The sequence below is a fragment of the Rhizobium sp. BK376 genome (assembly GCF_004341625.1).
In the GTDB taxonomy this organism is placed as follows: Bacteria; Pseudomonadota; Alphaproteobacteria; order Rhizobiales; family Rhizobiaceae; genus Rhizobium.
Genome location: NZ_SLZG01000003.1, coordinates 698,566 through 724,942, shown reverse-complemented (window position 1 = coordinate 724,942; position 26,377 = coordinate 698,566). Strand labels below are relative to the sequence as shown.

Here is a 26,377-nt window from a genome sequence, read left to right as displayed (position 1 = left end):
GCGCGAGCAGGGACGCCACCTGAAACACTCTGCTAACGTTCCCGGAAGAATTCGATGACTGAGGCCAAAATGTTAGAAAAGAACCAACAAAGGATTAAGGGTGCCGCTGCGTCTGGAAAATAAGAAGACGCAAGTGCCGGCGGCTAGCCGCAATTCGAGCGGTTACAGCGGCTTCGAACAATGGATATCAGCGACAAGAAGACGCAACTATATATAGAATTTTAAAAGAGATTTCGGCGCGACAAGTAATTAAGGCAAGCAGAATGCAATATCTGCTGGGGCCGAATCATGAAATTTTCTTCTTTTGCGATAATCTTCTGCGCATCGACTACGTTGGTTCTATCGGGCTGTGCGGGCCTGCCCGATCCGACAGCGAAGGTAAGGGAAACCAAAGCGACAGCCGTGTCGGGCAAACGTACCAAGATCGGCTCCACCGCCCATATCAAGGCGGATTGTGAATTTGCCGGCTATCCCTATACGGCGGCCATCAAGCAACCGGCGCATGGCAAGATCGAGGTCGTTCACGAAGAAGTCCGAGTGCACTACCCCAAGGACGGTCCTGGCTATGTCTGCAGTGGCAAGCCCGTCCAAGGAAATGCGGTCTATTACACGCCCGATCCCGGCTATACGGGCACCGACCAGTTTACGATCCGCCTCAGCGCTCTGCGTGTGGCCAGGGTCGATGATGATAACGTCACGGTCACAGTCGTGAAATAACCGCCGTCAAGGCGATTTCGGCAAAGCGCACATGCAAAAAGCCGACCTTACCAGGGTAAGATCGGCTTCAACTTTCAAGCATCCATAGGGTTTCAGAACGTCACCTTCTCCAGCGGAGCGCGGGTGGCCTCGAATTCCTTCAGCTTGGCTTCCCGCTCCGCGATGTAGTTACGGTTGTCGGGAACGGCGAACTGGTTCTTGGCGATCTGGATCTGCATGATGAAGAGCTGTTCCCAGCGGAAGCCCATTTCCGAGCCGGCCAGGTAGAACTCCCACATGCGGAAGAATTTCTCGTCGTAAAGGGCGACAGCTTCCGCCTTTCGCGCCACGAAACGTTCGCGCCAGTGGCGCAGCGTATAAGCGTAGTGCATCGGCAGGATTTCAATGTCCTTGACGAGAAGGCCGGCCTTTTCGAGTGCCGGCATGGTCTCGGCGACCGACGGGATATAGCCGCCCGGGAAGATGTACTTCTCGATGAAGGCATTCGTCGCGAAGCTCGGCTTCGGCCGGCCGATGAAATGCAGAACCATGACACCGTCATCGGCAAGCAGATCAGACACCTTGCTGAAGAACTTGCCGTAGTTGCCGATACCCACATGTTCGAACATGCCGACCGAAACGATCCGGTCGAACTTCTTGCCCTTCATGTAGCGGTAGTCCTGCAACTCGAAGCGGACTCGGTCCGTCAGTCCGCGTTTGGCCGCGCGGCCACGCGAAACTTTCAGTTGCTCCTCGCTGAGCGTGATGCCGGTGAAATCGGTGCCTTCGGCGGATTCGGCAAGATACATGCCCATACCGCCCCAGCCCGAGCCGATTTCGAGGATGCTCTGGCCCGGCTCAAGAAGAAGTTTGGCGGCGATATGGCGCTTCTTGGCAAGCTGCGCTTCGTCCAGACTGATGCCTGCCGGCTCGAAGTAGGCGCAGGAATATTGCCAGTCATCGTCGAGGAACAGATCGAAAAGCTTGGCAGAGAGATCGTAGTGGTGCGCAACATTGTGCTTGTTGCGGTTGATCGGCGAACGACTCTTGATCTGCTGCCAGGCAATGCGTCCAAGCAGACGCATTGCAATTTTGAAATCGAAGATTTCATCGGTCGTATTTTTCTTAACGAGCTCGAGGAAATCGTAGATGTTCCCCTGCTCGAGGATGAAGCGACCTTCCATGTACATTTCGCCGAGTTTCAGCGTCGGATCGGTTCCAACCGCATCCTCTGCCTCCTGATCGGCAAAACGCGCTGCGACAAGGTCGCCGGACCCGTCGCCCAGGGTGAACGTCTCGCCATCGGCGAGCGTCAACCGGAGGGAGCCGGTTTTGATGATTTTCTTGACAATCTTTAAGAGTGCCGACGCCATGGAGGCCTCGCAATTTTGACATGACAGTAAGGCAACTTTAGCGCCTCCCCGACATCTGGCAAGATCGTCAAACGGCAGCGGCTAGCACTCTGGCGACAACGCTGCCAGAGTGTGACTTTTCTGCATCACTAGGGGCTAAGCCCTTATTTTCGCTTGAACGCATCCGCCAGCGCAGCACCGAAACTGCCTTGGCTACTCTGCTCCTTGCGCTTGTCCTCATATCTGCCTCCCGCCTGCCGCATGGCTGCGCCACCGGTCTTTTCGCGCGCGGGGGTAGAGGCGGCCGAACCGTCGTCCTTGCGCATCGACAGCGCGATTCGCTTGCGCTTGGCGTCTACTTCAACGACACGGACTTTTACGACGTTGCCGGCTTTGACGACTTCGTGCGGATCCTTCACGAAACGATCGGCCAATTGCGACACGTGGACCAAACCGTCCTGGTGGACGCCTATGTCGACGAAGGCCCCGAAAGCGGCAACATTCGTAACAGTGCCCTCAAGAACCATTCCCGGCTTCAAGTCGGAAATCTCGTTCACGCCTTCGGCAAAGGTTGCGGTCTTGAAGCTGGGACGCGGGTCGCGGCCGGGCTTCTCGAGCTCGGCGATGATGTCTCGCACCGTCGGCAGGCCGAACTTGTCGTCGATGAAGGCGCGGGGATCGATGGCCTTCAGCGTGGCGCTGTCCCCCATCAGGCTTCTAAGATCGCGCCCGCAGGCGGCAACGATCTTCTTGGCGACGCCGTAGGCTTCAGGATGCACGGAGGAGGCATCCAGCGGCTCCTTGCCATCGGGGATGCGCAGAAAGCCGGCGCATTGCTCGAAGGTGCGGTTTCCGAGCCGGGCCACCTTTAGGAGATCCTTGCGGCTCTCGAAGCGCCCCTCCCCGTCGCGATGGCGGACGATCGCATCGGCAATGGAGGGACCCAGACCGGATACGCGGGCGAGCAGCGGCGCGGATGCGGTGTTGAGGTCGACACCGACTGCATTCACTGCGTCTTCGACGACGGCATCAAGCGAACGCGAGAGTTTCTGCTGATCGACGTCGTGCTGGTACTGCCCGACGCCGATCGACTTCGGCTCGATCTTGACCAATTCGGCAAGCGGATCCTGAAGGCGGCGGGCGATGGAGACAGCACCGCGCAGCGATACGTCGAGGCCGGGAAATTCAAGCGCTGCCGTTTCCGACGCCGAATAGACGGACGCGCCGGCCTCTGACACGATGACCTTGGTCGGTTTGGGTGCAGGCAGGTCGCCCAGCATATCCGTCACCAGCTTTTCGGTCTCGCGGCTGCCGGTGCCGTTGCCGATCGCGATCAGCTCGACCTTGTGCTTGCGCACCAAAGCCGCAAGCGTCGCCTGCGTGCCGCGGACATCATTCTTCGGCGGGAATGGGTAGACCGTGGTGGTTTCGAGCAGCTTGCCGGTGCCATCCACGACCGCGACCTTGACGCCGGTACGGATGCCGGGATCGAGCCCCATCGTGGCGCGAGAGCCGGCGGGAGCTGCGAGCAGCAGGTCCTTCAGATTGCGGGCAAAGACGTGGATCGCCTCTTCTTCCGCCCTTTCGCGCAACTCGCGCATCAGGTCGAGCGACAGCGACATGGAGAGTTTTACGCGCCAAGTCCAGCTTGCAACGTCCATCAGCCAGCGGTCGCCCGGGCGGCTATTGCCGATCTCGTAGGCGGTTGCGATCATCCGCTCGACCGGCTTGTTCGGCGAGGTCATATCGGTATCGACATCGATGACAAGCGTCAGCATCTCCTCGTTCCAGCCGCGCAGCATGGCAAGCGCACGGTGGCCGGGGGCTGTTGCCCAACGTTCGTTGTGATCGAAATAGTCGGAGAATTTCGCGCCCGCCTCCTGCTTGCCGTCGACGACCTTGGCGCGCAGCATCGCGTTCTGCTTCATATAGCTGCGCAGTTTGCCGAGCAGGTCGGCATTTTCCGCAATGCCTTCCGCTATGATATCGCGCGCGCCTTCGAGCGCCGCCTTCACATCGGCGACCTCTGCCGTCAGGTAGGTTTCCGCGACGACAGCAGGCTCCTTTGCCCGATCGGCGAGTATAGTGTCGGCCAGCGGCCCCAGTCCGCGCTCCCTTGCGATTTCCGCGCGGGTACGGCGTTTCGGCTTGTAGGGCAGGTAGAGATCTTCGAGCTCGGCCTTGGTCGCAACCGCCGTGATCTTGCCCATCAGCTCGTTGGTCATCTTGCCCTGACTGGAGATCGACTCGACGATCGACGCGCGCCGTGCCTCGAGTTCCCGGAGATAGACAAGACGTTCTGCCAGCGTGCGAAGCTGGCCGTCGTCCAGACCGCCTGTCACTTCCTTTCGGTAGCGGGCGATGAACGGCACCGTTGCCCCCTCGTCGAGAAGCTCGATTGCGGCCACCGCCTGATCTGGTCGGGAATTGATCTCGGCGGAGATGGTTGCAGCGAGGGAGCGAATGTCAGCGGCCATGGGATTCTCTTATTTTCTATTTTACTTCGAACCAAAGTGGCGGAACCATAGCCAAGCATAAAGGCAAGGCAATGATCCGAACCATCGACGTTTACCGGTTCCACAGGATTTGCGCTTGACCTTTTATGCCACGCTCCTTAACCGCCAGACAGCAGCAATAAGGGGACTGGTCATGAAAATCCTGTTGATCGGGTCGGGCGGCCGCGAGCATGCGTTGGCATGGAAACTGGCGCAGTCGCCGTTGATGACGGAATTCTTCGCGGCTCCGGGCAATCCCGGCATCGCCGAACATGCAAGGCTTGTCGACCTTAGCACCGAGGATAACGACGCGGTCCTTACCTTCTGCAAGGAGAAGGCGATCGATTTCGTTGTCGTCGGCCCCGAGGCTCCGCTCGTCGCCGGACTGGCCGATACGCTTCGCGCCGGCGGAATTGCCGTCTTCGGCCCCTCCGCCGCAGCCGCTCAGCTCGAAGGCTCCAAGGGTTTCACCAAGGATATCTGCGCCCGCTACAATATTCCGACCGGCGCCTACCAGCGCTTCAACAATGCTCCGAAGGCCAAGGCCTATATCCGGGCACAGGGCGCGCCGATCGTCGTCAAGGCAGACGGGCTTGCAGCCGGCAAGGGCGTGACAGTCGCCATGACAGTCGATGAGGCGCTTGCTGCCGTCGACGATTGCTTTGAAGGCGCCTTTGGGACTGCCGGCGCTGAAGTTGTCATCGAAGCCTTTCTTGATGGCGAGGAAGCAAGCTTCTTCTGCCTCAGCGACGGCAAGCATGCACTGGCGCTCGCAACAGCACAGGATCACAAGCGTGTCGGCGACGGCGACACCGGCCCGAACACCGGCGGCATGGGCGCCTATTCGCCTGCGCCGGTCATGACGCCTGACATGGTCGAGCGAACCATGAAAGAAGTCATCGAGCCGACCATGCGCGGCATGGCAGAAAGCGGCTATCCTTTCTCCGGCCTGTTCTTCGCCGGCCTGATGATCACCAAAAAGGGTCCGGAACTAATCGAGTACAATGTCCGCTTCGGCGATCCGGAATGCCAGGTGCTGATGATGAGGCTGAAGAGCGATCTGCTGCCGCTGCTGCTTGCAGCCGCAAACGGCACGCTCGATCAGGTCACAGTGGAATGGAGCGACGACGTGGCGCTGACCGTCGTCATGGCCTCGAAGGGCTATCCGGGCTCCTATGAGAAGAATACGCCGATTGCCGCCCTGCCCGCCGATGAAGACGGTGCCAAGGTGTTTCATGCCGGGACTGCATTGAAGGATGGTGCACTTGTCGCGACCGGCGGACGCGTCCTCAATGTCACGGCGACGGGCAAGACCGTTGGGGAAGCCCAGGCCAGGGCCTATGCTCTGGTCGACAAGGTGGTCTGGGACAACGGCTTCTGCCGCAGCGATATCGGCTGGCGGGCAATCGAGCGCGAGAAAAGCTGATTACCGGCTAAAAAATCCTGTCTCGAAATACCGTTCTTCTAAATATTTACCTTTTCTTCTGACGGGATGGAAAGGAAGCGCCGCTATTGCTGTTCTCACTATCGAGAGACGGAGTAGTTCGCATGCGTTCGATCATCCTCACCGCAGCATTTGTACTGGCTGGTGGCTCCGCCATGGCCTCCTCGATCCTGCCGGTGGAAAGCAACCCGAACGACAATGCCGGCAGCATCATTTCCGAGACCTGCGATCATTGCCCGCCGCCGAAGCCGAAGCTGAAGAACAAGAGCTATGTCGTACCCGAGCTGCAGACGGGCACGCAGACCACCGAGATTCGCGATATCAACGGCGAGCGGAAAGTGGTGCGCATCGAGGCTTGGATGGGCGGCTCGCCGGTGACTTTCATTTCCAAGGCAACGCCGGAAGCGCTCGCTGCCGCAGGCGTATCAACCGACGGTATCGACCCGACCGCAACGGCTGCCGTCACGCCGGATATCAAGCCTGCCAGCGCGGCACCTGCTCAGAAGCCACTCGATCTTTCCGGCTTCGACCTTCGCCTGAAATAGAGAGCCCAGACGTTCCCTGCCCCGCCCGACCGAATTCAGTCGCTGGGGGTCCCGTCGCAAGACGGATCAATGCGCCCCTGAGAGAAGCAGGGGCGCATTTGTTTTTTCATCTTTCTCTTCACCCTGACGTGATGCCGAAAGCTGCCTTACTTAAAGCTTTGTTATTGAAATCTGGCCATTTTTACCGCTGCCGGTCGCCGCATGTCATTTTAAGCAGCGTCAGATTCGTTGGCTCCGCCGACGCGATCGCATAGGCGGTATCACACCGCACCGGAATTTAATCATTTTATTCGGTTGCGAAGGATTCCCCATGAAAAATCTAAAAATTTCAAAGCAACTTATTTTGCTTGTCACCGGACTTATCGTTGCATTCGGAATAATGGCCTATGTGCAGATGCAGTCCGCCGCGAATTCCATCTATCAGGAACGCTACGGAATGCTGCGGACGCAGGTCGAATCCGGCATTTCCGTCCTGCAATACTATTACGGTCTCGAAAAGGCCGGCAAACTGACCGAGGATCAGGCCAGAACCATGGCCTATAACGCTGCGGCGCATATGCTCTATACGCCGGACGGCTATCTCTTCGGCTACGACTATGACGTCAAGATGGTCTTCCACTTCGACCCGTCGAAGGTTGGCGTGAGCCTCAAGGGCCAACCGGACCCGACGAACCATTTTTATCGCGAGGAACTCGTCAAGATCGGCCAGGATGGCGGCGGCTTTTCCGATTTCTACGCCAGCAAGCCGAATGAGCCTGCCAACGCTACCTTCCGCAAGACCGCCTATGCAAAGGCCTTCGATCCCTGGAAGGTCGTGGTCATAACCGGCGTCTATATGGATGACCTAGACGCGCAGGTCCGCATGAAGATGTTGACGACAGCGGCCTGGATGTTCGGCCTCTTCGTGCTGGCTCTCGGCGCTTCACTGGTTATCATCCGCGGCATTTCGAAGCCGCTTGCCGACGTGCATGAGGCCCTGAAGGCGGTTGCCGATGAAGACGTCAAGATCGCCATCCCGCATACGTCAATGGGCAACGAGATCGGCAAGATGGCCAAGGCGACGGCGTCACTGCAGGAGAAGGTGCGCGAACGCCATGCCATGGCGGAACGCCAGGCAGAACAGGAACTGGCACTCGACAGCGAACGCCAGCAGAACCTGCGCCAGCAGCAGGACGAGGCCCAGATCCAGGCCCGCGTCGTCTCCACCATCGGCCAGGCGCTGGAACAGCTCGCAGGCGGCGATCTCACCATCCGCTGCGGCGATATCGGCCAAGGTTATGCGGGTCTGCGCAACAACTTCAACGATGCGCTCTCCCATCTCGAAGCCGCCATGGGCCGCGTCAATGCCAAGGGCAACGATATCGGCCTGTCCAAGGAAGAGATCCGCCGCGCCTCCAACGAACTGTCGCAGCGCACCGAGCGCCAGGCCGCAAGCCTGGAGGAAACCTCCGCTGCCCTCGACGAGCTCACCGTTGCCGTCCGCCAGACCGCAGACGGCGCCCATGAGGCTTCCAAGCGCGTCCATTCCGTCTCGACCGAAGCATCGCGCAGCGACGCCGTCGTCGCCCAGGCGATCGAGGCCATGAGCGGCATCGAGAAGTCCTCGGAAGAAATCGGCAAGATCATCGGCGTCATCGACGAGATCGCCTTCCAGACCAACCTGCTGGCCCTCAACGCCGGCGTCGAGGCAGCGCGTGCCGGCGAAAGCGGCAAGGGCTTTGCCGTCGTTGCCCAGGAAGTGCGCGAGCTTGCCCAGCGCTCGGCTGCTGCCGCCAAGGAGATCAAGGACCAGATCGCCCGCTCCTCCGGCCAGGTCGACCAGGGCGTTCGCCTCGTCGGCGAGGCCGGCGAAGCCTTGAAGCGCATCTCCGACCAGATCAAGGCCGCCAACGAGATCGTCTCGAAGATCGCCCACAGCGCGTCCGAGCAGGACACCACGCTGCGCTCGATCTCGTCGTCGATGAACCAGCTCGATGCCGCAACCCAGCAGAACGCCGCCATGGCCGAAGAGACCACCGCATCGGCAGAGACGCTTGCAGCCGATACCGAGGACCTTCTCGATCTTATCAGAGGCTTCCGCGTCAACAATGGCAGCGGTGCTGCTCAGGCATCGCACCAGCAGAGACGCAGGGCGGCTTAATCACGCAGAACACTCAAGGCGATTTCAGTACGAAACTTTTAGGGGCCGCTGGAGAAATCCGGCGGCCCTGCCTTTTGGGGCGATCGGCGGCTCCATTATTTACAGGTAAAAATATGCTCGACTAACTGCCAAATCCATGGAGTCTTCTATAAGTCTTCCCCGGGAAGATCTTATGTTTTTCTCCCGCAATGCAGCAAAACGCTGATTAAAGCCGATTTAATCATGCTCTTTTGAGTATGATTAAATATTTATTAGATCAAACCGGCCAATTTTAGCAGGCCGGAAGCAGCATGTGATTAAGCAGCGGTAGACGCACCGAGATTACTCGAAGGCGCTCGCACAGGCGGTAGGAAACCGCGCCGGAATTCCCGTCATTCCGTAGCTGTGAGGCGTCATGAAGAATTTTAAGATTTCAAACCAGCTTATATTGCTTGTCACCGGACTTATGATCGCCTTCGGCGTCGCTACATATCTGCAGATCCGCTCTTCTGCGAACTCCATCTACAACGAACGCTACGAGATGCTTCGCACACAGGTCGAGTCCGGCCTTTCGATCATCAAGGTTTATTATACCCTTGAGCAATCCGGAAAGCTTTCGGAAGCCGATGCGAAGGCCCAGGCCTACGCTATGGTCAACAGCATCAAATATACGCCGGACGGCTATCTCTTCGGCTATGACTACGACATCAACATGGTCTTCCACTACGACAAGACCAAGATGGGCCAGAACTTCAAGGGCCAGCCTGATCCGACGGGTCACTACTACCGCGAAGAGCTGGTCAAGCTCGGACAGCAGGGCGGGGGTCTTACCGATTTCTACGCCAGCAAGCCCGGCCATCCGGCCAGCGATCTGTTCCGCAAGACGGCCTATGCCCGCGCCTTCGAGCCCTGGAAGATGGTCGTGATCACGGGCGTCTACATGGACGACCTCGATGCACAGGTGAACCACACCATCTTGATCACGGTCATGTACAGCTTCGGCCTTTTCATCGTCGCCATTGCTGCCGCCTTCTTCGTGATCCGCGGCATCTCGAAGCCTTTGGCCGACGTGCATGAGGCCCTGAAGGCGGTTGCCGACGAAGACGTCAAGATCGCCATCCCGCATACATCAATGGGCAACGAGATCGGCAAGATGGCCAAGGCGACGGCGTCACTGCAGGAGAAGGTGCGCGAACGCCATGCCATGGCGGAACGCCAGGCAGAACAGGAACTGACCCTCGACAGCGAACGCCAGCAGAACCTGCGCCAGCAGCAGGACGAGGCCCAGATCCAGGCCCGCGTCGTCTCCACCATCGGCCAGGCCCTCGAACAGCTCGCAGGCGGCGATCTCACCATCCGCTGCGGCGATATCGGCCAGGGCTATGCGGGTCTGCGCAACAACTTCAACGATGCGCTCTCCCATCTCGAAGCCGCCATGGGCCGCGTCAATGCCAAGGGCAACGATATCGGCCTGTCCAAGGAAGAGATCCGCCGCGCCTCCAACGAACTGTCGCAGCGCACCGAGCGCCAGGCCGCAAGCCTGGAGGAAACCTCGGCGGCCCTCGACGAGCTCACCGTTGCCGTCCGCCAGACCGCAGACGGCGCCCACGAAGCTTCCAAGCGCGTCCATTCCGTCTCGACCGAAGCATCGCGCAGCGACGCTGTCGTCGCCCAGGCGATCGAGGCCATGAGCGGCATCGAGAAGTCCTCGGAAGAAATCGGCAAGATCATCGGCGTCATCGACGAGATCGCCTTCCAGACCAACCTGCTTGCGCTCAATGCCGGCGTCGAGGCAGCGCGTGCCGGCGAAAGCGGCAAGGGCTTTGCCGTCGTCGCCCAGGAAGTGCGCGAGCTGGCCCAGCGGTCTGCTGCTGCCGCCAAGGAGATCAAGGACCAGATCGCCCGCTCCTCCGGCCAGGTCGACCAGGGCGTTCGCCTCGTCGGCGAGGCCGGCGAAGCCTTGAAGCGCATCTCCGACCAGATCAAGGCCGCCAACGAGATCGTCTCGAAGATCGCCCACAGCGCGTCCGAGCAGGACACCACGCTGCGCTCGATCTCGTCGTCGATGAACCAGCTCGATGCCGCAACCCAGCAGAACGCCGCCATGGCCGAAGAGACCACCGCATCGGCCGAGACGCTCGCAGCCGATACCGAGGATCTCCTCGACCTCATCCGTGGCTTCCGCGTCAACAATGGCAGCGGTGCTGCTCAGGCATCGCACCAGCAGAGACGCAGGGCGGCTTAATCACGCAGAACACTCAAGGCGATTTCAGTACGAAACTTTTAGGGGCCGCTGGAGAAATCCGGCGGCCCTGCCTTTTGGGGCGATGCAATTTCGATTGGTTACCCAGTAGGCCGGGTTTTCATGGCTTAGTCGGCATCGAGTGGGCAGGTGTTACTGCACATTCCCAGCCATCATACTCACCGTTGTACTCTTCGGCGAGGTGCGCAAGCTCGACGGTAACCGATGTAATTTCGTCTGGAATATCAAGGCGATAAAATTTTACCAACCACTTACCCTTGATCTGAGCGGGCGACGCTTCGTCATCAACATGAAACTGTCGGCTCAAAATAGCGGATTTGAATGATTGGAGCCCTTCCACTTCCGAAAAATATGCAAAGTGGTCGATTATCCTGGGTTGGGCTATGTCATCACCGTGGTTGGTGAGCACTTGAATCACCTTGTTATCCTCAACCTGCTGGACATTGTCCCCACTGGGAACCAAAGATGTTCGGTATACGGACCAACTCGCGTCCGGAACGACCTGCAGATCAAAAGGATAGGCTGAAAAATCGACGCCGACAGTTTTAGCCGCAGCCGTGACGACGGCTGCATCCGACGCATAGAAAAAGAATTTTGCCGAGCCGTCCGCAAGCTTGTGGCCGACATATCGACTATTGGTTTTGTTGCCCAGTAGGTCGGACAGTCGGTCTTCTATTGCATAGACGATCTGCAGCTCATCCTTTTGCGGAAGACCATTTTGACGCGGTGCCTTAAACCTCATCCCCACAATCACGAGTGTCGGATACGAAGAAACCGGCCCGGTATCTCGATATTCAAGATCGACTCCAACTGATGCCAAGTGACCGAGGTCGTTGTTCATGTAGACGCCCCAATCGGCTGCCATTCTGACATCCCCCTTTTGCGTCAATTCCTGATGCCGTTCATAGCAGGCTGAACAGCTATCCCGAAATCTTCGAGAAATCGGCAACCGTTGCCGTCGCCTTGCGGATCAGCCGCAGCAGCGCGAGACGGTTGGCGCGGATGGCGGCATCTTCGTCGTTGACGAGGACATCGGTGAAGAAGCGGTCAACCGGGGCACGGAGCTTGGAGAGCGCTGCCATGGCGGAGCGGAAATCTTCCTTGGCGATCGCATCGGAGGCCTCTGTGGAAGCGCTGGTGATTGCCGTGAAAAGTTCCTTCTCCGCGTCGAGCTTCAGCAGCGCTTCCGAGACGCCGTCGGCGACGACGGTGCCCTTCTTCTCCTCGGCGGCGAGCAGTTGGACGGCGCGCTTGGTGCCGGCGAGCAGGTTCGTGCCGTCTTCCGAGGTGATGAAGGCCGTCAGCGCCTCGACGCGACGGGCAACCATCAGGAGATCGTCGGTCTCCGGCGTGAGGACCGCATCGATGAGATCATAGCGGGCGCCTTGATCGCGAAGATAGACTTTCAGGCGATCGTGGAAGAAGGCGAGAAGATCGAGCTGGCGCGACAGATCCTCGGCATCGGTCTTGCTGCCGATGTCAGCATCGATCCGCAACATATGCGAATTGATCCGCGGCATCAGCGGCAGGCGCACGCGACGCTCAAGCAGGATGCGGATAACGCCGAGCGCTGCACGACGCAGTGCAAACGGGTCCTTCGAGCCGGTGGGCTTCTCATCGATCGCCCAGAATCCAACGAGCGTATCCAGCTTGTCGGCGAGCGCGACCGTGATTGCGACCTTGTCTTCCGGCACGCGGTCGGAGGGGCCTTGCGGCTTGTAGTGATCCTCGATGGCTGTTGCGACCGAGGCATCCTCGCCCTGCAGCACTGCATATTTGCGGCCCATCAGACCCTGCAATTCCGGGAATTCGCCGACGGCTTCGGTGCGCAGGTCCGCTTTGGCGAGCACGGTTGCGCGATCCACCAGCTTGTAGTCGGCGCCAACAGGAAGGGCAAACTTTGCCGCCAGCGCGCGCAGCCGCTGCACCCGCTCGCCCTGCGTGCCGAGCTTGGCATGGAAGGTAACGTTCAACGCATCGAGCTTGGCCATGCGCTGGTCGAGCGGCTTTTTCAGATCGAGGTCGAACTTCTTTGCCGATGATTCCAGCGTTTCGAGATCCGGCAGGTCGCCCTGGTCGCGCTTCCAGAAATGCAGCGCGTCCGACAGGCGGGCGCGGACGACCTTGCCGTTGCCGTGAATGATTTCGCTGCCGCCATCCGTCGCCTCGATGTTGGAGACGAGGATGAACTTGTTCGAGAGGGTCTCGCCGCCGGTCGGGCGGGTGACGAAGCACTTCTGGTTCGTCTTGATGGTCAGGCGGATGATCTCGGACGGGATCGAAAGATAATCTTCCTCGAAGGAGCCCATCAACACCTGCGGCCATTCGACAAGGCCGGAGACTTCTTCGAGCAGGCCTTCGTCCTCAACCAGTTCCAGGCCGCTGGCAAAGGCGATGTCACGGGCGTCATGCAGGATGATGTCCTTGCGGCGCTCGGCATCGAGAATGACCTTGGCCTTTTCCAGGTTCGCGACATAGTCGTCGAAACGCTTGACAGTGATTGCCTCGGGCGCATGGAAACGGTGGCCGTAAGTGACATTCGAAGCGACGATGCCGTCGATCTCGAAGGGGATCACGACCGTTTCCTCGTGTTCCGTGCCGAAGGTGCAGACGATCGACTGCAGCGGGCGCACCCAGCGCAGCGAGCCGGGCCTTGCGGATGGTGCGCCCCAGCGCATGGATTTCGGCCAGGGGAAATCGCGGATAATGCCGGGCATGATGTCGGCAACAATCTCTTCCGTCGGACGGCCGGGCTTGGAAATGACGGCGATGTAAAAATCGCCCTTTTTGGGATCGCTGACGACCTGCGCTTCGGAAGCGGACGACAGTCCGGCCTTGCGCAGAAAACCCTGCACCGCCTGCTCCGGCGCCTTGGTCGAGGGACCCTTGATCTCCTCGCGCACATCTGCGGAGCGGGCCGTCAGGCCTCTGATATCGAGTGTCAGCCGGCGCGGCGTCCAATATTCGCGCGCACCCTCATAGGACAATCCGCCCTCGACAAGCGCGTCGGTGACGAGCTTCTTCAGATCGCCCGCAGCCTTGCGCTGCATTCGTGCGGGGATTTCCTCGGAGCGGAGTTCAAGAAGGAGATCGGGCATGTCACTGTTCCTCACCCTCCCGTCGAAAAGGAGGGTCGGCACGCCGTGCCGGTATGGGGTGAAAACGGTCGGCCTCTGCTAGCAAAATTTGCCGTTGCTGCACAATGGCAAATATCGTGTCCAGGACAGCTTCGATCTCTTGCGACACTTCCGCATTCCAGAAGCGGAGGACCTGATAGCCCTGCGCCCCAAGAAAGGCGGTGCGCTCGGCATCATATCGCCTCGTCGCGTCCTCAGCATGCTGGCTGCCGTCGAGTTCGATGATGAGGCCAATCTGGTGACAGGCAAAATCCGCGAAATATCGACCAATTGGAACCTGTCGGCGAAAATGCGTGCCGTCGATGGGAATACGAGGGAGATGGCTCCAGAGCTTCGCTTCGGCATCGGTCGCACCGGCGCGAAGACGGCGGCTGTTGGCTATCTTGAAGCGATCGAGAGGAGATGGCTTTTTCGGCATATGTGTCCCGAAAATGAGGAGACGAGCGGTTCGATGCAAAACACCCTCCCCCAGAGGGGTAGGGTCGGCACGCAGTGCCGGGGTGGGGTGACCAGCGGCGTTCTCATTCGTGGCGGGTCACCCCCACCCGCAGCTTCGCTGCGACCTCCCCCCTCAAGGGGGAGGTAAACGTTACCAGCCTCCGCCGCCACCGCCGCCTCCGCCACCACCGGACGAGCCGCCGCCGCCGGAAAAGCCGGAGGACGAGCTGGAGACCGGGGCGGGAATGGTGGAGGCGATGGTCGAGGCCATCGAGGAGGAGAAGCCGCCGATGCGATCGGAGAAATTGCCGTTGCCGAAGGAGCCGATGTACCAGACGGGCGCGTAGGCTGCGGCCGCACCGCCGGCTGCTGCGGCAAGCCAGGTCTCGAAGGTGCGCGACCAGGGCTTTTCGACGCCGAGGGCCACAGCATAGGGCAGCAGCTTTTCGAAATGCTGCGGCGACATGGTCGGCGCGCCGGCCATGTTCATACGGTCCTTTTCGGCGAGCGTCAGATATTGGCGCAGGCCGTCTATGCCGTCCATCATCTTGCGGCCGATCGGGGTCGGTGCGCCCATCAGGAAGAAGAAGACGAAATTGACGGCAAAAATGCCGACGATGGCGACCAGCAACGGCAGCTCCTCGGTCATTTCCGCCGAGGCAGCAGCGGCCGCGATGACACTCGCAAAGATCGACACAGCGACGAAGCCCATAAACGCGAAAACCACCACCGACATGATGCGCGAGGCGAGGCTCGCCTGGCGGCGGAAGGTGCGGCCGAGCGACGTTGCGATCACGGTACCGAAGATGGACAGGAAAGCAGGGACGATGATCAGCGGGAGCACGTTCTCGTGCAATCGTCCGAAGACGACGATAGCACCAAGGACGAAAACCGAGAGGATCACGCCGCCGATCACGTAAAGAGAGTTCGCCCTGTAGAACTCGCCGCGATGTTCCCTTTCCACGGCACTGCGAAATTTTTCACCGATCTTCTGGACCTTTGCGCCGTTGGCCTCGTCGATGACTAGCGGTGAAAACGGGCCGATCGCACCCATCAGCACCTTCTCGCCAGCATCTACCTTTGCCGAGGCCGCTTTCTCGCCGGGGCGAATGACGATGCTCTTCTTCAGGTCTTCAAGAACGACACAGCCCCTGACGGCGAGATCGAGCGCGGTCGCCGACAGCGCGGTCCAGCCGGCACCGGAAAAGCCTTTGTTATCGATATAGTTGACCAGCGCCGGCGAGATTCCTTCGGGTGGATCCCAGCGCGGCACCATGACGCCGCGCGGCGGGTCGCGGCCCACCGCAAACCAGCTTCTCAGATAATAGGCAAAGACGAGGATGAGGCCGCCGCCGGCAATGATGATGTCGAGATTGTCCTCGATGAACCACATCCGCTGCTGCGATGCCGTGGGTGCGGCAATTGCATCTTTCGCTAACTTGATAGCGATGGTCAGCCCCTCGCCCTGGCGCAGCGGCCGGGTCGTCGTAAAAACGACCTTGCCCGCTTGCTGGCTCACCCTTGCGTCCTGTCCCGTGGCGCCAAGGGGGCCGGTGAAGAAGGCGGTTTGCTCAGGCGTCACGCCATCAGGCAGCGTCACGGTTGCGGAGGCGCGGAGAATGGGAAACAGCCAGCCGTTGCCGGTCACGTTCCAATAGAGCTCACCGTGATCGTCGAAATAGCGGTACTGGCGGTCAGTGCGGTAGGTCAGCCGATATGTATGCGGCCCAGGGCTCACATAGGTCTCGGCGGAACCGATATAGATGCGGGCGCCGCCGGCGACGCCTTCCTGTTTCCACTCGGCGGGTGCACCATCTTGCTCGACGGATTGGACTTTGAAATCGATATAGGACGTCTTGCCCTTCGCATCGCGAAAGGTGAGCGGAAAGTCACGGAAAATGCCGTGACGGATCTTGTCGCCCTCGGCATTGACCGCAATGGTTTCGGTGACAAGCATCGAGCCGTCGCGATCAAGGGTGATCGCCTGATCGAAGGCGTTGATGACTTCCGCGGCCGAGGCGGCATGGGCCGCGAAGACCAGCAGCGCCATGCAAAAAGCCGTCAGCCAACGCGTCACCATATTCCCTCCCCTAGGGTTTAGCTGTTCGGCACCTACCCGGCGCTTGCCGGAACCGTTCTCATTTGTAAGTCACCCCGAGCGAAGCCAGCACATCCCAGTAGTTCGGGAAGGTCTTGGCCACACAATCGGGATCGAGAATGGTGATGCCGTCGATCATGAGGCCGGCGAGCGCAAAGCTCATGGCAATGCGGTGATCTGCGAATGTATCGATGCTGGCTTCCAGATGTTTGCCGACAAGGCTCGGGTCGGAGGCGACGATCAGGTCGTCGCCCTCTTCCGTGCCGAGATCAGGGACGATGCGCGACAGGCCGCTCGACAGCGCACGAACGCGGTCGCATTCCTTGACGCGCAGGTTGGCGATGCCGACGAAGCGCACCGGCGTTTCGTTGAAGGCGGCAAGCACCGCGAGCGTCGGGATCGCATCCTGCATCTGCGAACCATCGATGACTGCGGGCAGATGCGGGAATTGAGAGATGACGTCATAGGCGCGGGCGTCGGGCTGGGAGAATTTTTCCGCCGGCGTGCCGAGATCGATCTTTCCACCGGTCAGCACTTCGGCCGCCCAAAGATAGGTTGCAGCGGACGCATCCGGCTCGATGACGAAATCAGTCGCGGTATAGCCTGATGGCTCGACGCGCCAGGTGGCGCTGTCGATCTGCTCGACCTTGGCACCAAAGGCGCGCATGGCGTCAAGCGTCAGGTCCACATAGCCGCGTGCACCAATCTCCGGGCCGGTCAGCGCGACCGTGGAAGGCCGGTTGGCACCGGGCGCTGCGAGCGGCGCCGCCATCAGCAGTGCCGAAACATACTGACTGGACAATCCGGCATCGATCTCAACTCGGCCGGAGCTGAAATAGCCGTTGCCACGCACGGTCACCGGTGGGCAACCGGTTGGCGCCTCTGCATCGATGCCCAGCGATTTCAAGGCCGAAACGAGCGGCCCGATCGGACGCTTGCGCATATGCTGATCGCCATCGACCACAACGGTCCCCTTGACGCTGGCAACAGCCGCCGTCAGGAAACGCGTCGCCGTACCGGCGTTGCCGAGGAACAGGGGCTCCTTCGGCGCCCGCAGCTCGCCGCTGCTCGTCACCACGAAGGTGGTGTCGTCGGGTTCGTCGATCGCAACGCCCATGGCACGCAGGGCATCTGCCATGTAGCGCGTGTCGTCGCTCTTCAGCGCGCCGGTCAGCCGGCTCGTGCCCTTGGCAAGGCCTGAAAGCAACAGCGCGCGGTTGGTGATCGACTTGGAGCCCGGCGGCATGGCGCGCCCTGTCAGCGGCTTGCCCGGCGGGATGATCGTGAGTTTTTCTCTGGCCATGATGCTGTCTCTTCCGTCGCTGTGCGCGGCCCGGCCGCGGTCAACAGCGCTCATAATACCTTCTCGATCAAAGGTCCAATGGCGGCTGAAGGTTCAAGCGCGGACGGGTCAGAACTTGACCGATGGAACCGCGCGGTCGGCCTCGTTGGTGATCTCGAAATAGTCTCGCTTGGAAAAGCCGAACTGGCCGGCGACGAGATTGGAAGGAAAGCTCTCGACCTTGACGTTCAGGTCCCGGGCAGCGCCGTTGTAATAGCGGCGCGCCATCTGGATCTCGCTTTCCATGGTTTCCAGCGAGGATTGTAGCTCGGAAAAATTCTGGTTCGCCTTGAGATCGGGATAGGCTTCGGCAAGCGCCAGCACGCGGCCGAGGGCGGCACCGAGCAGCCCCTCGGCCTGGCCACGGGCGGCAACATCGCCTGACGGGATGGATTGCGCCTTGTTGCGAAGTTCCACCACCTCTTCCAGGGTGCCCTTCTCATGGGCCGCATATCCCTTGACGGTCTCGATGAGGTTCGGGATCAGGTCAGCACGACGCTTGAGCTGGACGTCGATGCCGGACCATGCCTCCTCAGCCATCTGGCGGGCGCGCACGAGCCCGTTATAGACGAAGATGGCATAGAGAATGACGAGAACGATGACGCCGAGAATGATGTACACCGCGAACCCCCAAAACGATGACGAATTGGCGGGGGAGACTATGCGGGTCTCGTGATATTGTCACCTGCGGATTCAGCTTTATGCCCTGGCTATGGGCGTTCTTTTTCCCGACATCTTCGATCTCGAAGGCTTACTGCGTCGAACCCTTGGGCTCCGCGTCAGCTTTGTGACTGTAGTCAAAAAGATCGACCGCAATAGGGAATGAAAACTCCCATGTGGTCGTGGAATAGTCGCGAACCACCTTGATCACTCGCCCGTTCGCCACAGACACCCACATGTCGTAGGACGGCGAAAATGGAAAACTATGCCAAGTCGCGGAATAATGATCGGTATCGTAGCCATTGACAGGTTCATGACCGAGCAGCCGGCACGAGGTGAAAACAGGGCCGTAGCGATCGAACGTAGATATGAACGGCCAGTCGATCTGTCTCCACTGTGTTGCAATCACAAGCTTTTCGTAGGCTCCGGACGGCCCGACGCGTGTCTCTGCGTAAGACTTCAGCGTGCCGTCAGGCCTAAGTTGGCTAAGGTTATCGACATATTCCAGCGCCTTACCAGTGGCTATATAGGCGTCGTTCATCGCCCTACAGGAAGGGTCCTCCGTTCGAAAATCCTGATCGAAGGAACGTGTCGGCGCCTGCGGGGTAGCAGCTAAAGCAGTCGCCAAAAGCAGATAAGTCCACACGATGTTTGCCCCACCAAGATCGCCCCAATAGCGCAACCATAGGCAGAAGAAACCGGAAACTCAATAGCGCAAACACCGATGGCATAGCGCTTAAATCAATGCAAAATCAGCCGGTCGCGTACGTCAAGCCGCTGCGCGATTCCAGTTTGCACCACCGGCATCCGTCAGCAGGAAAGCCTCGCCGCAGGCCTTGGCGAGGGTGCGGACGCGCAGGATATAGCTCTGGCGCTCGGTGACCGAGATCACGCCGCGCGCATCCAGCAGGTTGAAGACGTGGCTGGCCTTGATGCACTGGTCGTAAGCCGGAAAGACGCACTTGTGCAGCAGCTGGTTGGCGTTGTCGCCGGGGGCGCCGGCGGCTAGAAGCGCCTGGCATTCCTTTTCCGCATCGATGAAATGGCGGTGCAGCATTTCGGTGTTGGCATATTCGAAATTGTGCCGGGAATATTCCTGCTCGGCTTGCAGGAAGACATCGCCGTACGAGATCTTCTCGGCGCCTTCGCGGCCGTTGAAGTTCAGATCATAGACGCTGTCGACGCCCTGGACGTACATGGCGAGACGTTCGAGACCATAGGTCAGCTCGCCGGCAACGGGCGAGCATTCGATGCCGCAGATCTGCTGGAAGTAGGTGAACTGCGAGACTTCCATGCCGTCACACCAGCATTCCCAGCCGAGACCCCAGGCGCCCAGCGTCGGGCTTTCCCAATCGTCCTCGACGAAGCGGATGTCATGCAACAACGGATCGAGACCGATCGCCTTCAGCGAGCCGAGATAAAGCTCCTGCAGGTTCGGCGGGTTCGGCTTCAGGATGACCTGGTACTGGTAGTAATGCTGCAGGCGGTTCGGGTTTTCGCCATAACGGCCGTCAGACGGGCGCCGCGACGGCTGAACATAGGCGGCGCGCCATGGCCGCGGGCCGAGCGCACGCAGCGTCGTTGCCGGATGAAACGTGCCCGCGCCAACTTCCATGTCATAGGGCTGAAGAACCGCGCATCCCTTGTCGGCCCAGTAATTGTGCAGCGTCAGGATCAGCGCCTGAAAAGAGCGCTTCGGGTTCATGTGGTCGGGAACGGTGGCTGCGGTCATGGGATCTGTCCGAATTCGCGAAATGTGGGCGACAGGTGCCACGGCGGGGGACAGGGGTCAATACTTAACGTATGATGCGGCAGCGTTGAAACGGAGACGGTCATGAACGTCAAGACTACGGTGAGCCTATCTGAAAGCACGCTGCGCGACGCAGAAGAACTCGTGAGAAAAGGCGAATACGCCTCGCTTTCCGATGTGCTGGAGGAAGCTGCGCGGCGACTGATATCCGAGCGCCACGATGCCGTGGACCCGCTTACCGGAATGGCAGACGAAATCCGCCGGCGCATGGAGCTTCCTAGGGATCAGTTTTTACCTTGGGACGGTCCGGCAATGGCAGAACGCATCAAGGCAAGGCTGCGCGAAAAGCACGATAAATAGTTTTCATGCGCTATACGATCACCAAACATCCGCTCGTAGAGCATGATCTGTTTGATATTACTGATCTGATTACCAGCTATTCGGGCTTGGAGACAGGCATGAGGAAGGTCGACGAGATCGTCGGCTTCATCGATCGCTTGGCGGATTTTCCCAAGGTCGGCACAGTCCGGGACGAAATTTGCAATGGATTGCGTGCAATTCCCGCAACCGACAAAGCAGTTGTCTGCTTTATCGTTGATGACGAAAGTAGAACCGTCCATGTCATCTGTATCAGCTATGCTGGCGCAGATTGGATGTCCGAGATTCAGAAACGGACTTGATCATCACATTGCCGTTGCGGAAATTGGCTCACTCGCGATCGCGTTTTGCCGCTCTACTTCGCTGGTAGCCACTATTACTCATCATCCCGTTTAACGCGATATTCCCCCGTCGCTGGGTCCTTGACCAGCGTTCCGATCGCGCCGGTGCGGCGTTCGGTTTCCTGACGATGCATCTTGCGCTGCAGGCGCTGTGCATCGCGAACGAAGCGTTTGTAGAGCAGCCAGCAGCCGCCGACTACAATGATGATGAATATGAGTTGCGGCATGGCGCCCCTCCCGATCCTAAAGTCCGTATCGGGCCCACCATGCCTTTTCTTCCGCCACTTCCGCAAGCCCGGAAGCGAGGTCTGCACCGATGCCTCCGAGGCCGGGCAGAGAGACGCCCGGTGCCTTGCGGCCGAAGAGGCCGCGCGGGGTGGTTACCAGTTCGAGCTTGGTCTTCTTGCCATAGCGTTTCTTGAGTTCCTGCAGCATATCGCCGAGCCCGTCGATCAGACCGAGCTCCAGGCCGCGCTTGCCGCTCCAGAACAAGCCGGAGAAGACGGTATCGTCACCCTGCCTCAGCTTTCCGGTGCGGCGCTCGCGCACCATGTCGATGAAGACCTGGTGGATTTCCAGCTGCAGGCTCTTCAGATATTCGATGTCCTTTTCCTTCTCTGGCTGGAAGGGATCAAGGATCGCCTTGTTCTCGCCAGCTGTGTAGACGCGGCGTTCGACGCCGATCTTCTTCAGCAATTCCGGAAAACCGAAGCCGCCCGACACGACGCCGATCGAACCGACGATCGAGGTCGGGTCGGCAATGATTTCATCGCCGGCCAGCGCAATCATGTAGCCGCCGGACGCCGCGACATCCTCGACGAAAACCAGAACCTTCTTCTGCTTTTCGCGGGCGAGTTCGCGGATCCTGTTGTAGATCATCCGCGACTGCACCGGGGAGCCGCCCGGCGAATTGATGGCGATGGCAACGGCGGGAGAGGATTTCGAGGCGAAGGCCTTGTCGAGTGCCAGCGACACGTTGGCGAGATTGAGCGCGGGGCGAAACTGGCTGCCTCCGGCCGATATGACGCCGCTCAACTTCACGACCGGAATGACGGTTCCTTCCTTGCGAAAACGCTTCGGAAGCATGCGCTTGAGAAAACCGGCCATTCGTCATCCCTGAATTGCTGTGAGCAGTAGGTTGTGATGTATGCATACGGAGGGCAAACGCAATGCCGGCTCAGATATTTTCTGTTGGGATGCGCTTTATCGTCCGCGCCTTGAATACGCTGCGCGGCCGTTGTTGAGATCATCAACGAAGGCGGAGAATTTATGCGTGCCCTCCTCATGCATGACGAGCGGCGCACGCAGCGCAAGGCGCGCCCGCGAGCCCTTGATCGCCGTCACCAGGATGCGTACCGCATTCTCGCCTTCGCGCGGATGGATGGGCGTGATTTCCATGCCGCCGAAGCGCTTGCCGCAGGCGGCGATGATTTCGCCGATCGATTGCGGGCGGGCGATCAGCGAAAGCTGGCCACCGGGAATCATGATTGCGCCCGCCGTGCGCACCCAGCTTTCGAACAATCCGTCCGTCATGGCATGCGCCTCGGCCTTCAGCGCATCCGGCGTCAGGCGGTCGCTGGCGTCATTGAAAGGCGGATTCATGATGACGTGATGGAAGCTGTCATCGACCAGACCGGCCTCGTTGCGGGCCTTGCCGATCAAGCTCACATCCGCCTCGATCACGGAAACCCGGTTAGCGAGGCGGGCATTCTCGGGCAGCGCCAGACTCTTGCGGGCAAAGGCCGCCATATCGGAAGAGCGCTCGAACAATGCGGCCTCGGCGCGATCAAGCCGGGAGACAACCGCAAGACCAGCTGCACCTGCGCCCGCGCCGAGATCGGCAACGCGGATGGGGCGTTCGTCGTCGACAAGCGCTGCCAGGAGCATGGCGTCCATGCCTGATCGATGCCCCCTGCCCCTGGGCTGAACGATGTGAAAGGCACCACGGTGAAAGGCGTCGACCGTTTCGCTCTCATCGGTCATGGCGTTCACTCAGCTCTTGGCGGGACGCAATTCGTCGCCGAGCCCGGCATCGATAAGGATTCTCCGGGCTTGAGTAGCCCTGTCTTCCTCGACCATGAAGCGGCGCGGCAACATGCCAAGCGAACCCTCGAGAATGCTCATTGCCTGATCCGCGATGAAACAATGTATTCCGGCATCCTTCATCAAGCTCTCCGCATAAGAGAGAAGAACGGGGTCATTGGTGCGGATAAGTTCGTGCATGGACACTGAGATTCCTGTCAAATTTGCGCGACGGGACAAATCGCCACTTGCCGCATCACCTGCCCCTTCTTATTGTCGTTTCCAACAAATGAACAGGAGTCCGGACCGTTGGGCGTCGTGATACCGCTTGAAGAAAGCAAAAACAAACAGGCATCCGTCAAGCCCTTGGTGGATTTGACCAAGGCGGATATGGAGCGCGTCAATCAGCTGATCCTGTCCAAGGCCGGCTCCGACGTGCAGATGATCCCCGAAGTGGCCGAACATCTGATTTCATCAGGCGGCAAGCGCCTGCGACCGATGCTGACGATCGCATCCGCAGCACTGTTCGGCTACCAGGGCGACAACCACGTCAAGCTCGCGACATCGGTCGAGTTCATGCACACCGCAACGTTGCTGCATGACGATGTCGTCGACGAAAGCGACCTGCGTCGCGGGCGTTCGACGGCCCGCATGATCTGGGGCAACCAGGCAAGCGTTCTGGTGGGCGACTTCCTGCTCGGCCAGGCTTTCCGCATGATGGTCGATGTCGGCTCGCTGGAAGCGCTCGATGTCCTTTCCGGGGCTGCCTGCGTCATCGCCGAGGGTGAGGTCCTGCAGCTCTCCGTCGCCAAGAATATGGAAACGACGGAAGACGATTATCTCTCCGTCATTCGCGCCAAGACGGCGGCCCTCTTTGCTGCGGCAGCCGAAGTCGGCCCGATCATCGCCAATGCCAACAAGTCTGGCCGCAACGCGCTCAAGTCCTACGGCACCAATCTCGGTCTCGCTTTCCAGCTGGTCGACGATGCGCTCGATTACGGCGGCAAGGCGGCCGATCTCGGCAAGAATGTCGGCGACGATTTCCGTGAAGGCAAGATCACGCTTCCGATCATCCTCTCCTATCGCCGCGGCACGGAAGACGAGCGTGCCTTCTGGCGCGACGCCATCGAGAACGGCAACAGCAATGATGCAAATCTCGAAAAGGCGATGGGCCTGATCACCAAATACGGCGCGCTCAGCGATACCATCGCACGGGCCGTTCACTACGGCACGATCGCCCGCGACGCACTGGCGCCGCTGCCCGATACGCCGTGGAAATCGGCTCTCCTGGAAGTGATCGATTTCTGCATCGAACGCGTCAATTAACGGGCCATAGGCTGAATTTCTTGCAGGACGGCTTCAAAAAAGCCATCCTGTTGTGCATGACTCGCCACAATTGAAGTGTGGCAGCCGGCCTCCCACCGGCCGTCCTGGAGAAAGGTTTCCTAATGCGGCAGAGACTTGCCATTCGTTTCCTCTCGGGCGCTGCCTTGGCCGCGATCCTTTCGCTGACGGCCGTCAATGCGGGCCGCGCGGAAGATGTCGCAAAGCCCGATAGTGCAACCGATGTGGCAGCGACCTTCGATACCGATACTGTCGATACGTTCGCGGGCGCGTTTCTTGCTGCCCGCACGGCTGATGTCGACCACGACTACAATACGGCTATCGCGCTCTACAAGAAGGCGCTGCTGATCGAGCCCGGAAATCCGGAAATCCGCCAGCGACTGATGATCTCTCTCCTTCTCAACGGAGACATCCAGGAAGGCGTGAAATACGCCAACGAGCTCAAGAGCGATCCGACCGTGGAGCGCATCACGACCATCGTTCGCGGCACCGATGCCATTCGTCGCCATGACTACAAGACGGCGCAGTCTGTCCTCAAGTATAGCGGGCCGAACGATCTCGACCGTATGATGAATGACCTCCTGCTTGCCTGGGCAAAGGTTGGCGCGGGCCATGGCAAGGAAGCGCTCGCAGCCATCGACAAGATGCAGGGACCGGCCTGGTTCAACATCTTCAAGAACTACCATGCCGGTGCGATCGCCATTCTCAATGGTGATGTGAAATCGGCGCGAAGCCACCTGAACGACGCCGTTACCGACAAGGAAGGCGGGGCAACCGCGCCCGACACGTTCATGCGCGCCGTCATGGCGCTTGCCGAACTTGAAGCCTCGCAAGGCAACAAGCAGAAGGCACTGGACGCCGTCTCCGTCGGCGACAATCTGATCAGCAACTATGCTCCGCTCAACGCATTGCGCGACAGCATCAACAAGGGAACCGTTCCCGATCAGGAAGTAAGCAACGCTGTAGAGGGTGCTGCCTCGGTGCTGTTCTCCATCGGCGCTGCCCTCAATCGCGATGGTGCGGAGGACGTGGTCTCGCTCTATCTGCAGATGGCAAATACTCTCGATCCGAAGGCCGCCGATACGCTCGTGCTGCTCGGCGGCATCTCCGAAAAGCAGGACCAGACCGACCGGGCAATCGCCTTCTACAAGCAGGTGCCAGCCACCTCTCCGATGGCCCGCATCTCGGAACTGCAGCTCGGCCTGTCCCTTGCCCAGAGCGGCAAGGTCGACGATGCGCGCAAGCATCTCAAGGCTCTGATCGATTCGGATCCGAACGATATCCGCAGCTATCTGGCCTATGGCAGCGTCCTTTCCGATGCCAAGGACTATCAGGCGATGGCCGACAATTACGACAAGGCTGTCCAGATCATCGGCAGCGTGCCGAACCGGGGCGATTGGGCCGTGTTCTTCCAGCGCGGCATCGCCTACGAGCGGCTGAAGAAGTGGGACCAGGCTGAACCGAACTTCAAGAAAGCGCTTGAGCTCAATCCGGACCAGCCGCAGGTTCTGAACTATCTCGGCTATTCCTGGGTCGACATGAACAAGAACCTCGACGACGGCCTGAAGATGATCCAGAAGGCCGTCGATCTGAAGCCGGATGACGGCTACATCGTCGATTCGCTCGGCTGGGCCTATTTCCGCCTCAACCGGTTCGACGACTCGGTCAACGAACTGGAGCGCGCAGCACAGCTGAAGGCCGGCGATGCGACGATCAACGATCACCTTGGCGACGCCTACTGGCGTGTCGGGCGTAAGCTCGAGGCGGTCTATCAGTGGAATCGCGCGCTGACCTCGCAGCCTGAAGAAGCGGATATTCCGAAGATCAAGGAAAAGATCGCCAACGGACTACCAGCGCTCGACGACGCCAAGGCTGCCGACAAGTCGAAGCAGGTGGAGCCGGCGCCCGCCGACACCACGCCGCCACCGGCTGTCGACAAGAAGTCCTAAGGCT

Annotated in this window: 23 protein-coding genes; 9 read left to right on the top strand and 14 right to left on the bottom strand. The window is 59.7% G+C overall.

Features of this window, described 5'->3' with window-relative positions:
* Positions 1-288 precede the first annotated feature (288 nt).
* Complete coding sequence (locus tag EV561_RS11915) at positions 289-717, top strand: hypothetical protein (protein WP_132521564.1); 429 nt, start codon at positions 289-291, stop codon at positions 715-717.
* 92 nt (positions 718-809) lie between these two features.
* On the opposite strand, the gene EV561_RS11910 is transcribed toward EV561_RS11915, so the two are convergent.
* Complete coding sequence (locus tag EV561_RS11910) at positions 810-2,069, bottom strand: cyclopropane-fatty-acyl-phospholipid synthase family protein (protein WP_132521562.1); 1,260 nt, start codon at positions 2,067-2,069, stop codon at positions 810-812.
* A 143-nt stretch (positions 2,070-2,212) separates the two neighbouring features.
* The gene (locus EV561_RS11905) at positions 2,213-4,525 is read right to left on the bottom strand and encodes a Tex family protein (protein WP_132521560.1); all 2,313 of its coding nucleotides are present in this window, start codon (positions 4,523-4,525) and stop codon (positions 2,213-2,215) included.
* Positions 4,526-4,697: 172 nt separating this feature from the next.
* Between EV561_RS11905 and purD the strand changes: the two genes are divergently transcribed.
* The 4 genes from purD to EV561_RS11885 all read left to right on the top strand — a co-directional run bounded on the left by purD (position 4,698) and on the right by EV561_RS11885 (position 10,896).
* On the top strand, positions 4,698-5,969 hold the full coding sequence (gene purD, locus EV561_RS11900) for a phosphoribosylamine--glycine ligase (protein ID WP_132521558.1): 1,272 nt from the start codon (positions 4,698-4,700) through the stop codon (positions 5,967-5,969).
* Positions 5,970-6,091: 122 nt separating this feature from the next.
* Positions 6,092-6,532 carry a plant virulence effector HPE1-like domain-containing protein gene (locus EV561_RS11895; protein WP_132521556.1) on the top strand — a complete coding sequence of 147 codons (441 nt, stop codon included), beginning with the start codon at positions 6,092-6,094 and terminating at the stop codon, positions 6,530-6,532.
* 310 nt (positions 6,533-6,842) lie between these two features.
* Positions 6,843-8,672 (top strand): methyl-accepting chemotaxis protein, encoded by a 1,830-nt coding sequence (locus EV561_RS11890; protein ID WP_132521554.1) that lies wholly within the window; start codon positions 6,843-6,845, stop codon positions 8,670-8,672.
* Between the two features lie 394 nt (positions 8,673-9,066).
* The gene (locus tag EV561_RS11885; RefSeq protein ID WP_132521552.1) at positions 9,067-10,896 is read left to right on the top strand and encodes a methyl-accepting chemotaxis protein; all 1,830 of its coding nucleotides are present in this window, start codon (positions 9,067-9,069) and stop codon (positions 10,894-10,896) included.
* Positions 10,897-11,014: 118 nt separating this feature from the next.
* Here the strand turns inward: EV561_RS11885 and EV561_RS11880 are convergent, their stop codons facing one another.
* The 8 genes from EV561_RS11880 to EV561_RS11845 form a co-directional block, all read right to left on the bottom strand.
* The gene (locus EV561_RS11880; protein WP_132521550.1) at positions 11,015-11,779 is read right to left on the bottom strand and encodes a DUF695 domain-containing protein; all 765 of its coding nucleotides are present in this window, start codon (positions 11,777-11,779) and stop codon (positions 11,015-11,017) included.
* Between the two features lie 55 nt (positions 11,780-11,834).
* Complete coding sequence (glyS, locus tag EV561_RS11875; RefSeq protein ID WP_132521548.1) at positions 11,835-14,012, bottom strand: glycine--tRNA ligase subunit beta; 2,178 nt, start codon at positions 14,010-14,012, stop codon at positions 11,835-11,837.
* Between the two features lies 1 nt (position 14,013).
* Entirely contained in the window at positions 14,014-14,469 is a 456-nt protein-coding gene (locus EV561_RS11870; protein WP_132521546.1) for a DUF559 domain-containing protein, read from the bottom strand.
* A 171-nt stretch (positions 14,470-14,640) separates the two neighbouring features.
* On the bottom strand, positions 14,641-16,569 hold the full coding sequence (locus EV561_RS11865; protein ID WP_132521544.1) for a DUF2207 domain-containing protein: 1,929 nt from the start codon (positions 16,567-16,569) through the stop codon (positions 14,641-14,643).
* Positions 16,570-16,627: 58 nt separating this feature from the next.
* The gene (gene aroA, locus EV561_RS11860) at positions 16,628-17,890 is read right to left on the bottom strand and encodes a 3-phosphoshikimate 1-carboxyvinyltransferase (RefSeq protein WP_132521542.1); all 1,263 of its coding nucleotides are present in this window, start codon (positions 17,888-17,890) and stop codon (positions 16,628-16,630) included.
* A gap of 108 nt (positions 17,891-17,998) precedes the next feature.
* Positions 17,999-18,550 carry a LemA family protein gene (locus EV561_RS11855; RefSeq protein ID WP_132521540.1) on the bottom strand — a complete coding sequence of 184 codons (552 nt, stop codon included), beginning with the start codon at positions 18,548-18,550 and terminating at the stop codon, positions 17,999-18,001.
* Between the two features lie 130 nt (positions 18,551-18,680).
* Positions 18,681-19,130, bottom strand: a complete 450-nt coding sequence (locus EV561_RS11850) for a hypothetical protein (RefSeq protein WP_207910515.1) — start codon at positions 19,128-19,130, stop codon at positions 18,681-18,683.
* Between the two features lie 228 nt (positions 19,131-19,358).
* Positions 19,359-20,321, bottom strand: coding sequence for a glycine--tRNA ligase subunit alpha (locus EV561_RS11845; RefSeq protein WP_132521536.1), 963 nt, complete (start codon positions 20,319-20,321; stop codon positions 19,359-19,361).
* Between the two features lie 102 nt (positions 20,322-20,423).
* On the opposite strand from EV561_RS11845, the gene EV561_RS11840 reads away from it, so the two are divergent.
* Both EV561_RS11840 and EV561_RS11835 read left to right on the top strand, forming a co-directional pair.
* Positions 20,424-20,699 (top strand): ribbon-helix-helix domain-containing protein, encoded by a 276-nt coding sequence (locus tag EV561_RS11840; protein WP_132521534.1) that lies wholly within the window; start codon positions 20,424-20,426, stop codon positions 20,697-20,699.
* Positions 20,700-20,704: 5 nt separating this feature from the next.
* The gene (locus EV561_RS11835; RefSeq protein ID WP_132521532.1) at positions 20,705-21,019 is read left to right on the top strand and encodes a type II toxin-antitoxin system RelE/ParE family toxin; all 315 of its coding nucleotides are present in this window, start codon (positions 20,705-20,707) and stop codon (positions 21,017-21,019) included.
* A 74-nt stretch (positions 21,020-21,093) separates the two neighbouring features.
* On the opposite strand, the gene EV561_RS11830 is transcribed toward EV561_RS11835, so the two are convergent.
* From EV561_RS11830 to EV561_RS11815, 4 genes are all read right to left on the bottom strand, one after another.
* Positions 21,094-21,285 carry a hypothetical protein gene (locus EV561_RS11830; RefSeq protein ID WP_132521530.1) on the bottom strand — a complete coding sequence of 64 codons (192 nt, stop codon included), beginning with the start codon at positions 21,283-21,285 and terminating at the stop codon, positions 21,094-21,096.
* Between the two features lie 16 nt (positions 21,286-21,301).
* The gene (locus EV561_RS11825) at positions 21,302-22,165 is read right to left on the bottom strand and encodes a S49 family peptidase (RefSeq protein ID WP_132521528.1); all 864 of its coding nucleotides are present in this window, start codon (positions 22,163-22,165) and stop codon (positions 21,302-21,304) included.
* Between the two features lie 96 nt (positions 22,166-22,261).
* A complete protein-coding gene (locus tag EV561_RS11820; protein WP_132521526.1) occupies positions 22,262-23,041 on the bottom strand; it encodes a methyltransferase in 780 nt (259 codons plus the stop codon).
* A gap of 9 nt (positions 23,042-23,050) precedes the next feature.
* Positions 23,051-23,281 (bottom strand): DUF2007 domain-containing protein, encoded by a 231-nt coding sequence (locus EV561_RS11815; RefSeq protein WP_132521524.1) that lies wholly within the window; start codon positions 23,279-23,281, stop codon positions 23,051-23,053.
* A 108-nt stretch (positions 23,282-23,389) separates the two neighbouring features.
* Here EV561_RS11815 and EV561_RS11810 point away from each other — a divergent pair, with 108 nt between their 5' ends.
* Both EV561_RS11810 and EV561_RS11805 read left to right on the top strand, forming a co-directional pair.
* On the top strand, positions 23,390-24,406 hold the full coding sequence (locus EV561_RS11810) for a polyprenyl synthetase family protein (RefSeq protein ID WP_132521522.1): 1,017 nt from the start codon (positions 23,390-23,392) through the stop codon (positions 24,404-24,406).
* Between the two features lie 122 nt (positions 24,407-24,528).
* Positions 24,529-26,373 (top strand): tetratricopeptide repeat protein, encoded by a 1,845-nt coding sequence (locus tag EV561_RS11805; RefSeq protein ID WP_132521520.1) that lies wholly within the window; start codon positions 24,529-24,531, stop codon positions 26,371-26,373.
* The last annotated feature ends 4 nt before the right edge of the window (positions 26,374-26,377 follow it).

Coding starts and splice junctions, on each gene's coding strand:
- EV561_RS11915 (WP_132521564.1), top strand. CDS start 289: ATGAAATTTTCTTCTTTTGCGATAATCTTCTGCGCATCGACTACGTTG.
- EV561_RS11910 (WP_132521562.1), bottom strand. CDS start 2,069: ATGGCGTCGGCACTCTTAAAGATTGTCAAGAAAATCATCAAAACCGGC.
- EV561_RS11905 (WP_132521560.1), bottom strand. CDS start 4,525: ATGGCCGCTGACATTCGCTCCCTCGCTGCAACCATCTCCGCCGAGATC.
- purD (WP_132521558.1), top strand. CDS start 4,698: ATGAAAATCCTGTTGATCGGGTCGGGCGGCCGCGAGCATGCGTTGGCA.
- EV561_RS11895 (WP_132521556.1), top strand. CDS start 6,092: ATGCGTTCGATCATCCTCACCGCAGCATTTGTACTGGCTGGTGGCTCC.
- EV561_RS11890 (WP_132521554.1), top strand. CDS start 6,843: ATGAAAAATCTAAAAATTTCAAAGCAACTTATTTTGCTTGTCACCGGA.
- EV561_RS11885 (WP_132521552.1), top strand. CDS start 9,067: ATGAAGAATTTTAAGATTTCAAACCAGCTTATATTGCTTGTCACCGGA.
- EV561_RS11880 (WP_132521550.1), bottom strand. CDS start 11,779: ATGGCAGCCGATTGGGGCGTCTACATGAACAACGACCTCGGTCACTTG.
- glyS (WP_132521548.1), bottom strand. CDS start 14,012: ATGCCCGATCTCCTTCTTGAACTCCGCTCCGAGGAAATCCCCGCACGA.
- EV561_RS11870 (WP_132521546.1), bottom strand. CDS start 14,469: ATGCCGAAAAAGCCATCTCCTCTCGATCGCTTCAAGATAGCCAACAGC.
- EV561_RS11865 (WP_132521544.1), bottom strand. CDS start 16,569: ATGGTGACGCGTTGGCTGACGGCTTTTTGCATGGCGCTGCTGGTCTTC.
- aroA (WP_132521542.1), bottom strand. CDS start 17,890: ATGGCCAGAGAAAAACTCACGATCATCCCGCCGGGCAAGCCGCTGACA.
- EV561_RS11850 (WP_207910515.1), bottom strand. CDS start 19,130: ATGAACGACGCCTATATAGCCACTGGTAAGGCGCTGGAATATGTCGAT.
- EV561_RS11845 (WP_132521536.1), bottom strand. CDS start 20,321: ATGACCGCAGCCACCGTTCCCGACCACATGAACCCGAAGCGCTCTTTT.
- EV561_RS11840 (WP_132521534.1), top strand. CDS start 20,424: ATGAACGTCAAGACTACGGTGAGCCTATCTGAAAGCACGCTGCGCGAC.
- EV561_RS11835 (WP_132521532.1), top strand. CDS start 20,705: ATGCGCTATACGATCACCAAACATCCGCTCGTAGAGCATGATCTGTTT.
- EV561_RS11830 (WP_132521530.1), bottom strand. CDS start 21,285: ATGCCGCAACTCATATTCATCATCATTGTAGTCGGCGGCTGCTGGCTG.
- EV561_RS11825 (WP_132521528.1), bottom strand. CDS start 22,165: ATGGCCGGTTTTCTCAAGCGCATGCTTCCGAAGCGTTTTCGCAAGGAA.
- EV561_RS11820 (WP_132521526.1), bottom strand. CDS start 23,041: ATGACCGATGAGAGCGAAACGGTCGACGCCTTTCACCGTGGTGCCTTT.
- EV561_RS11815 (WP_132521524.1), bottom strand. CDS start 23,281: ATGCACGAACTTATCCGCACCAATGACCCCGTTCTTCTCTCTTATGCG.
- EV561_RS11805 (WP_132521520.1), top strand. CDS start 24,529: ATGCGGCAGAGACTTGCCATTCGTTTCCTCTCGGGCGCTGCCTTGGCC.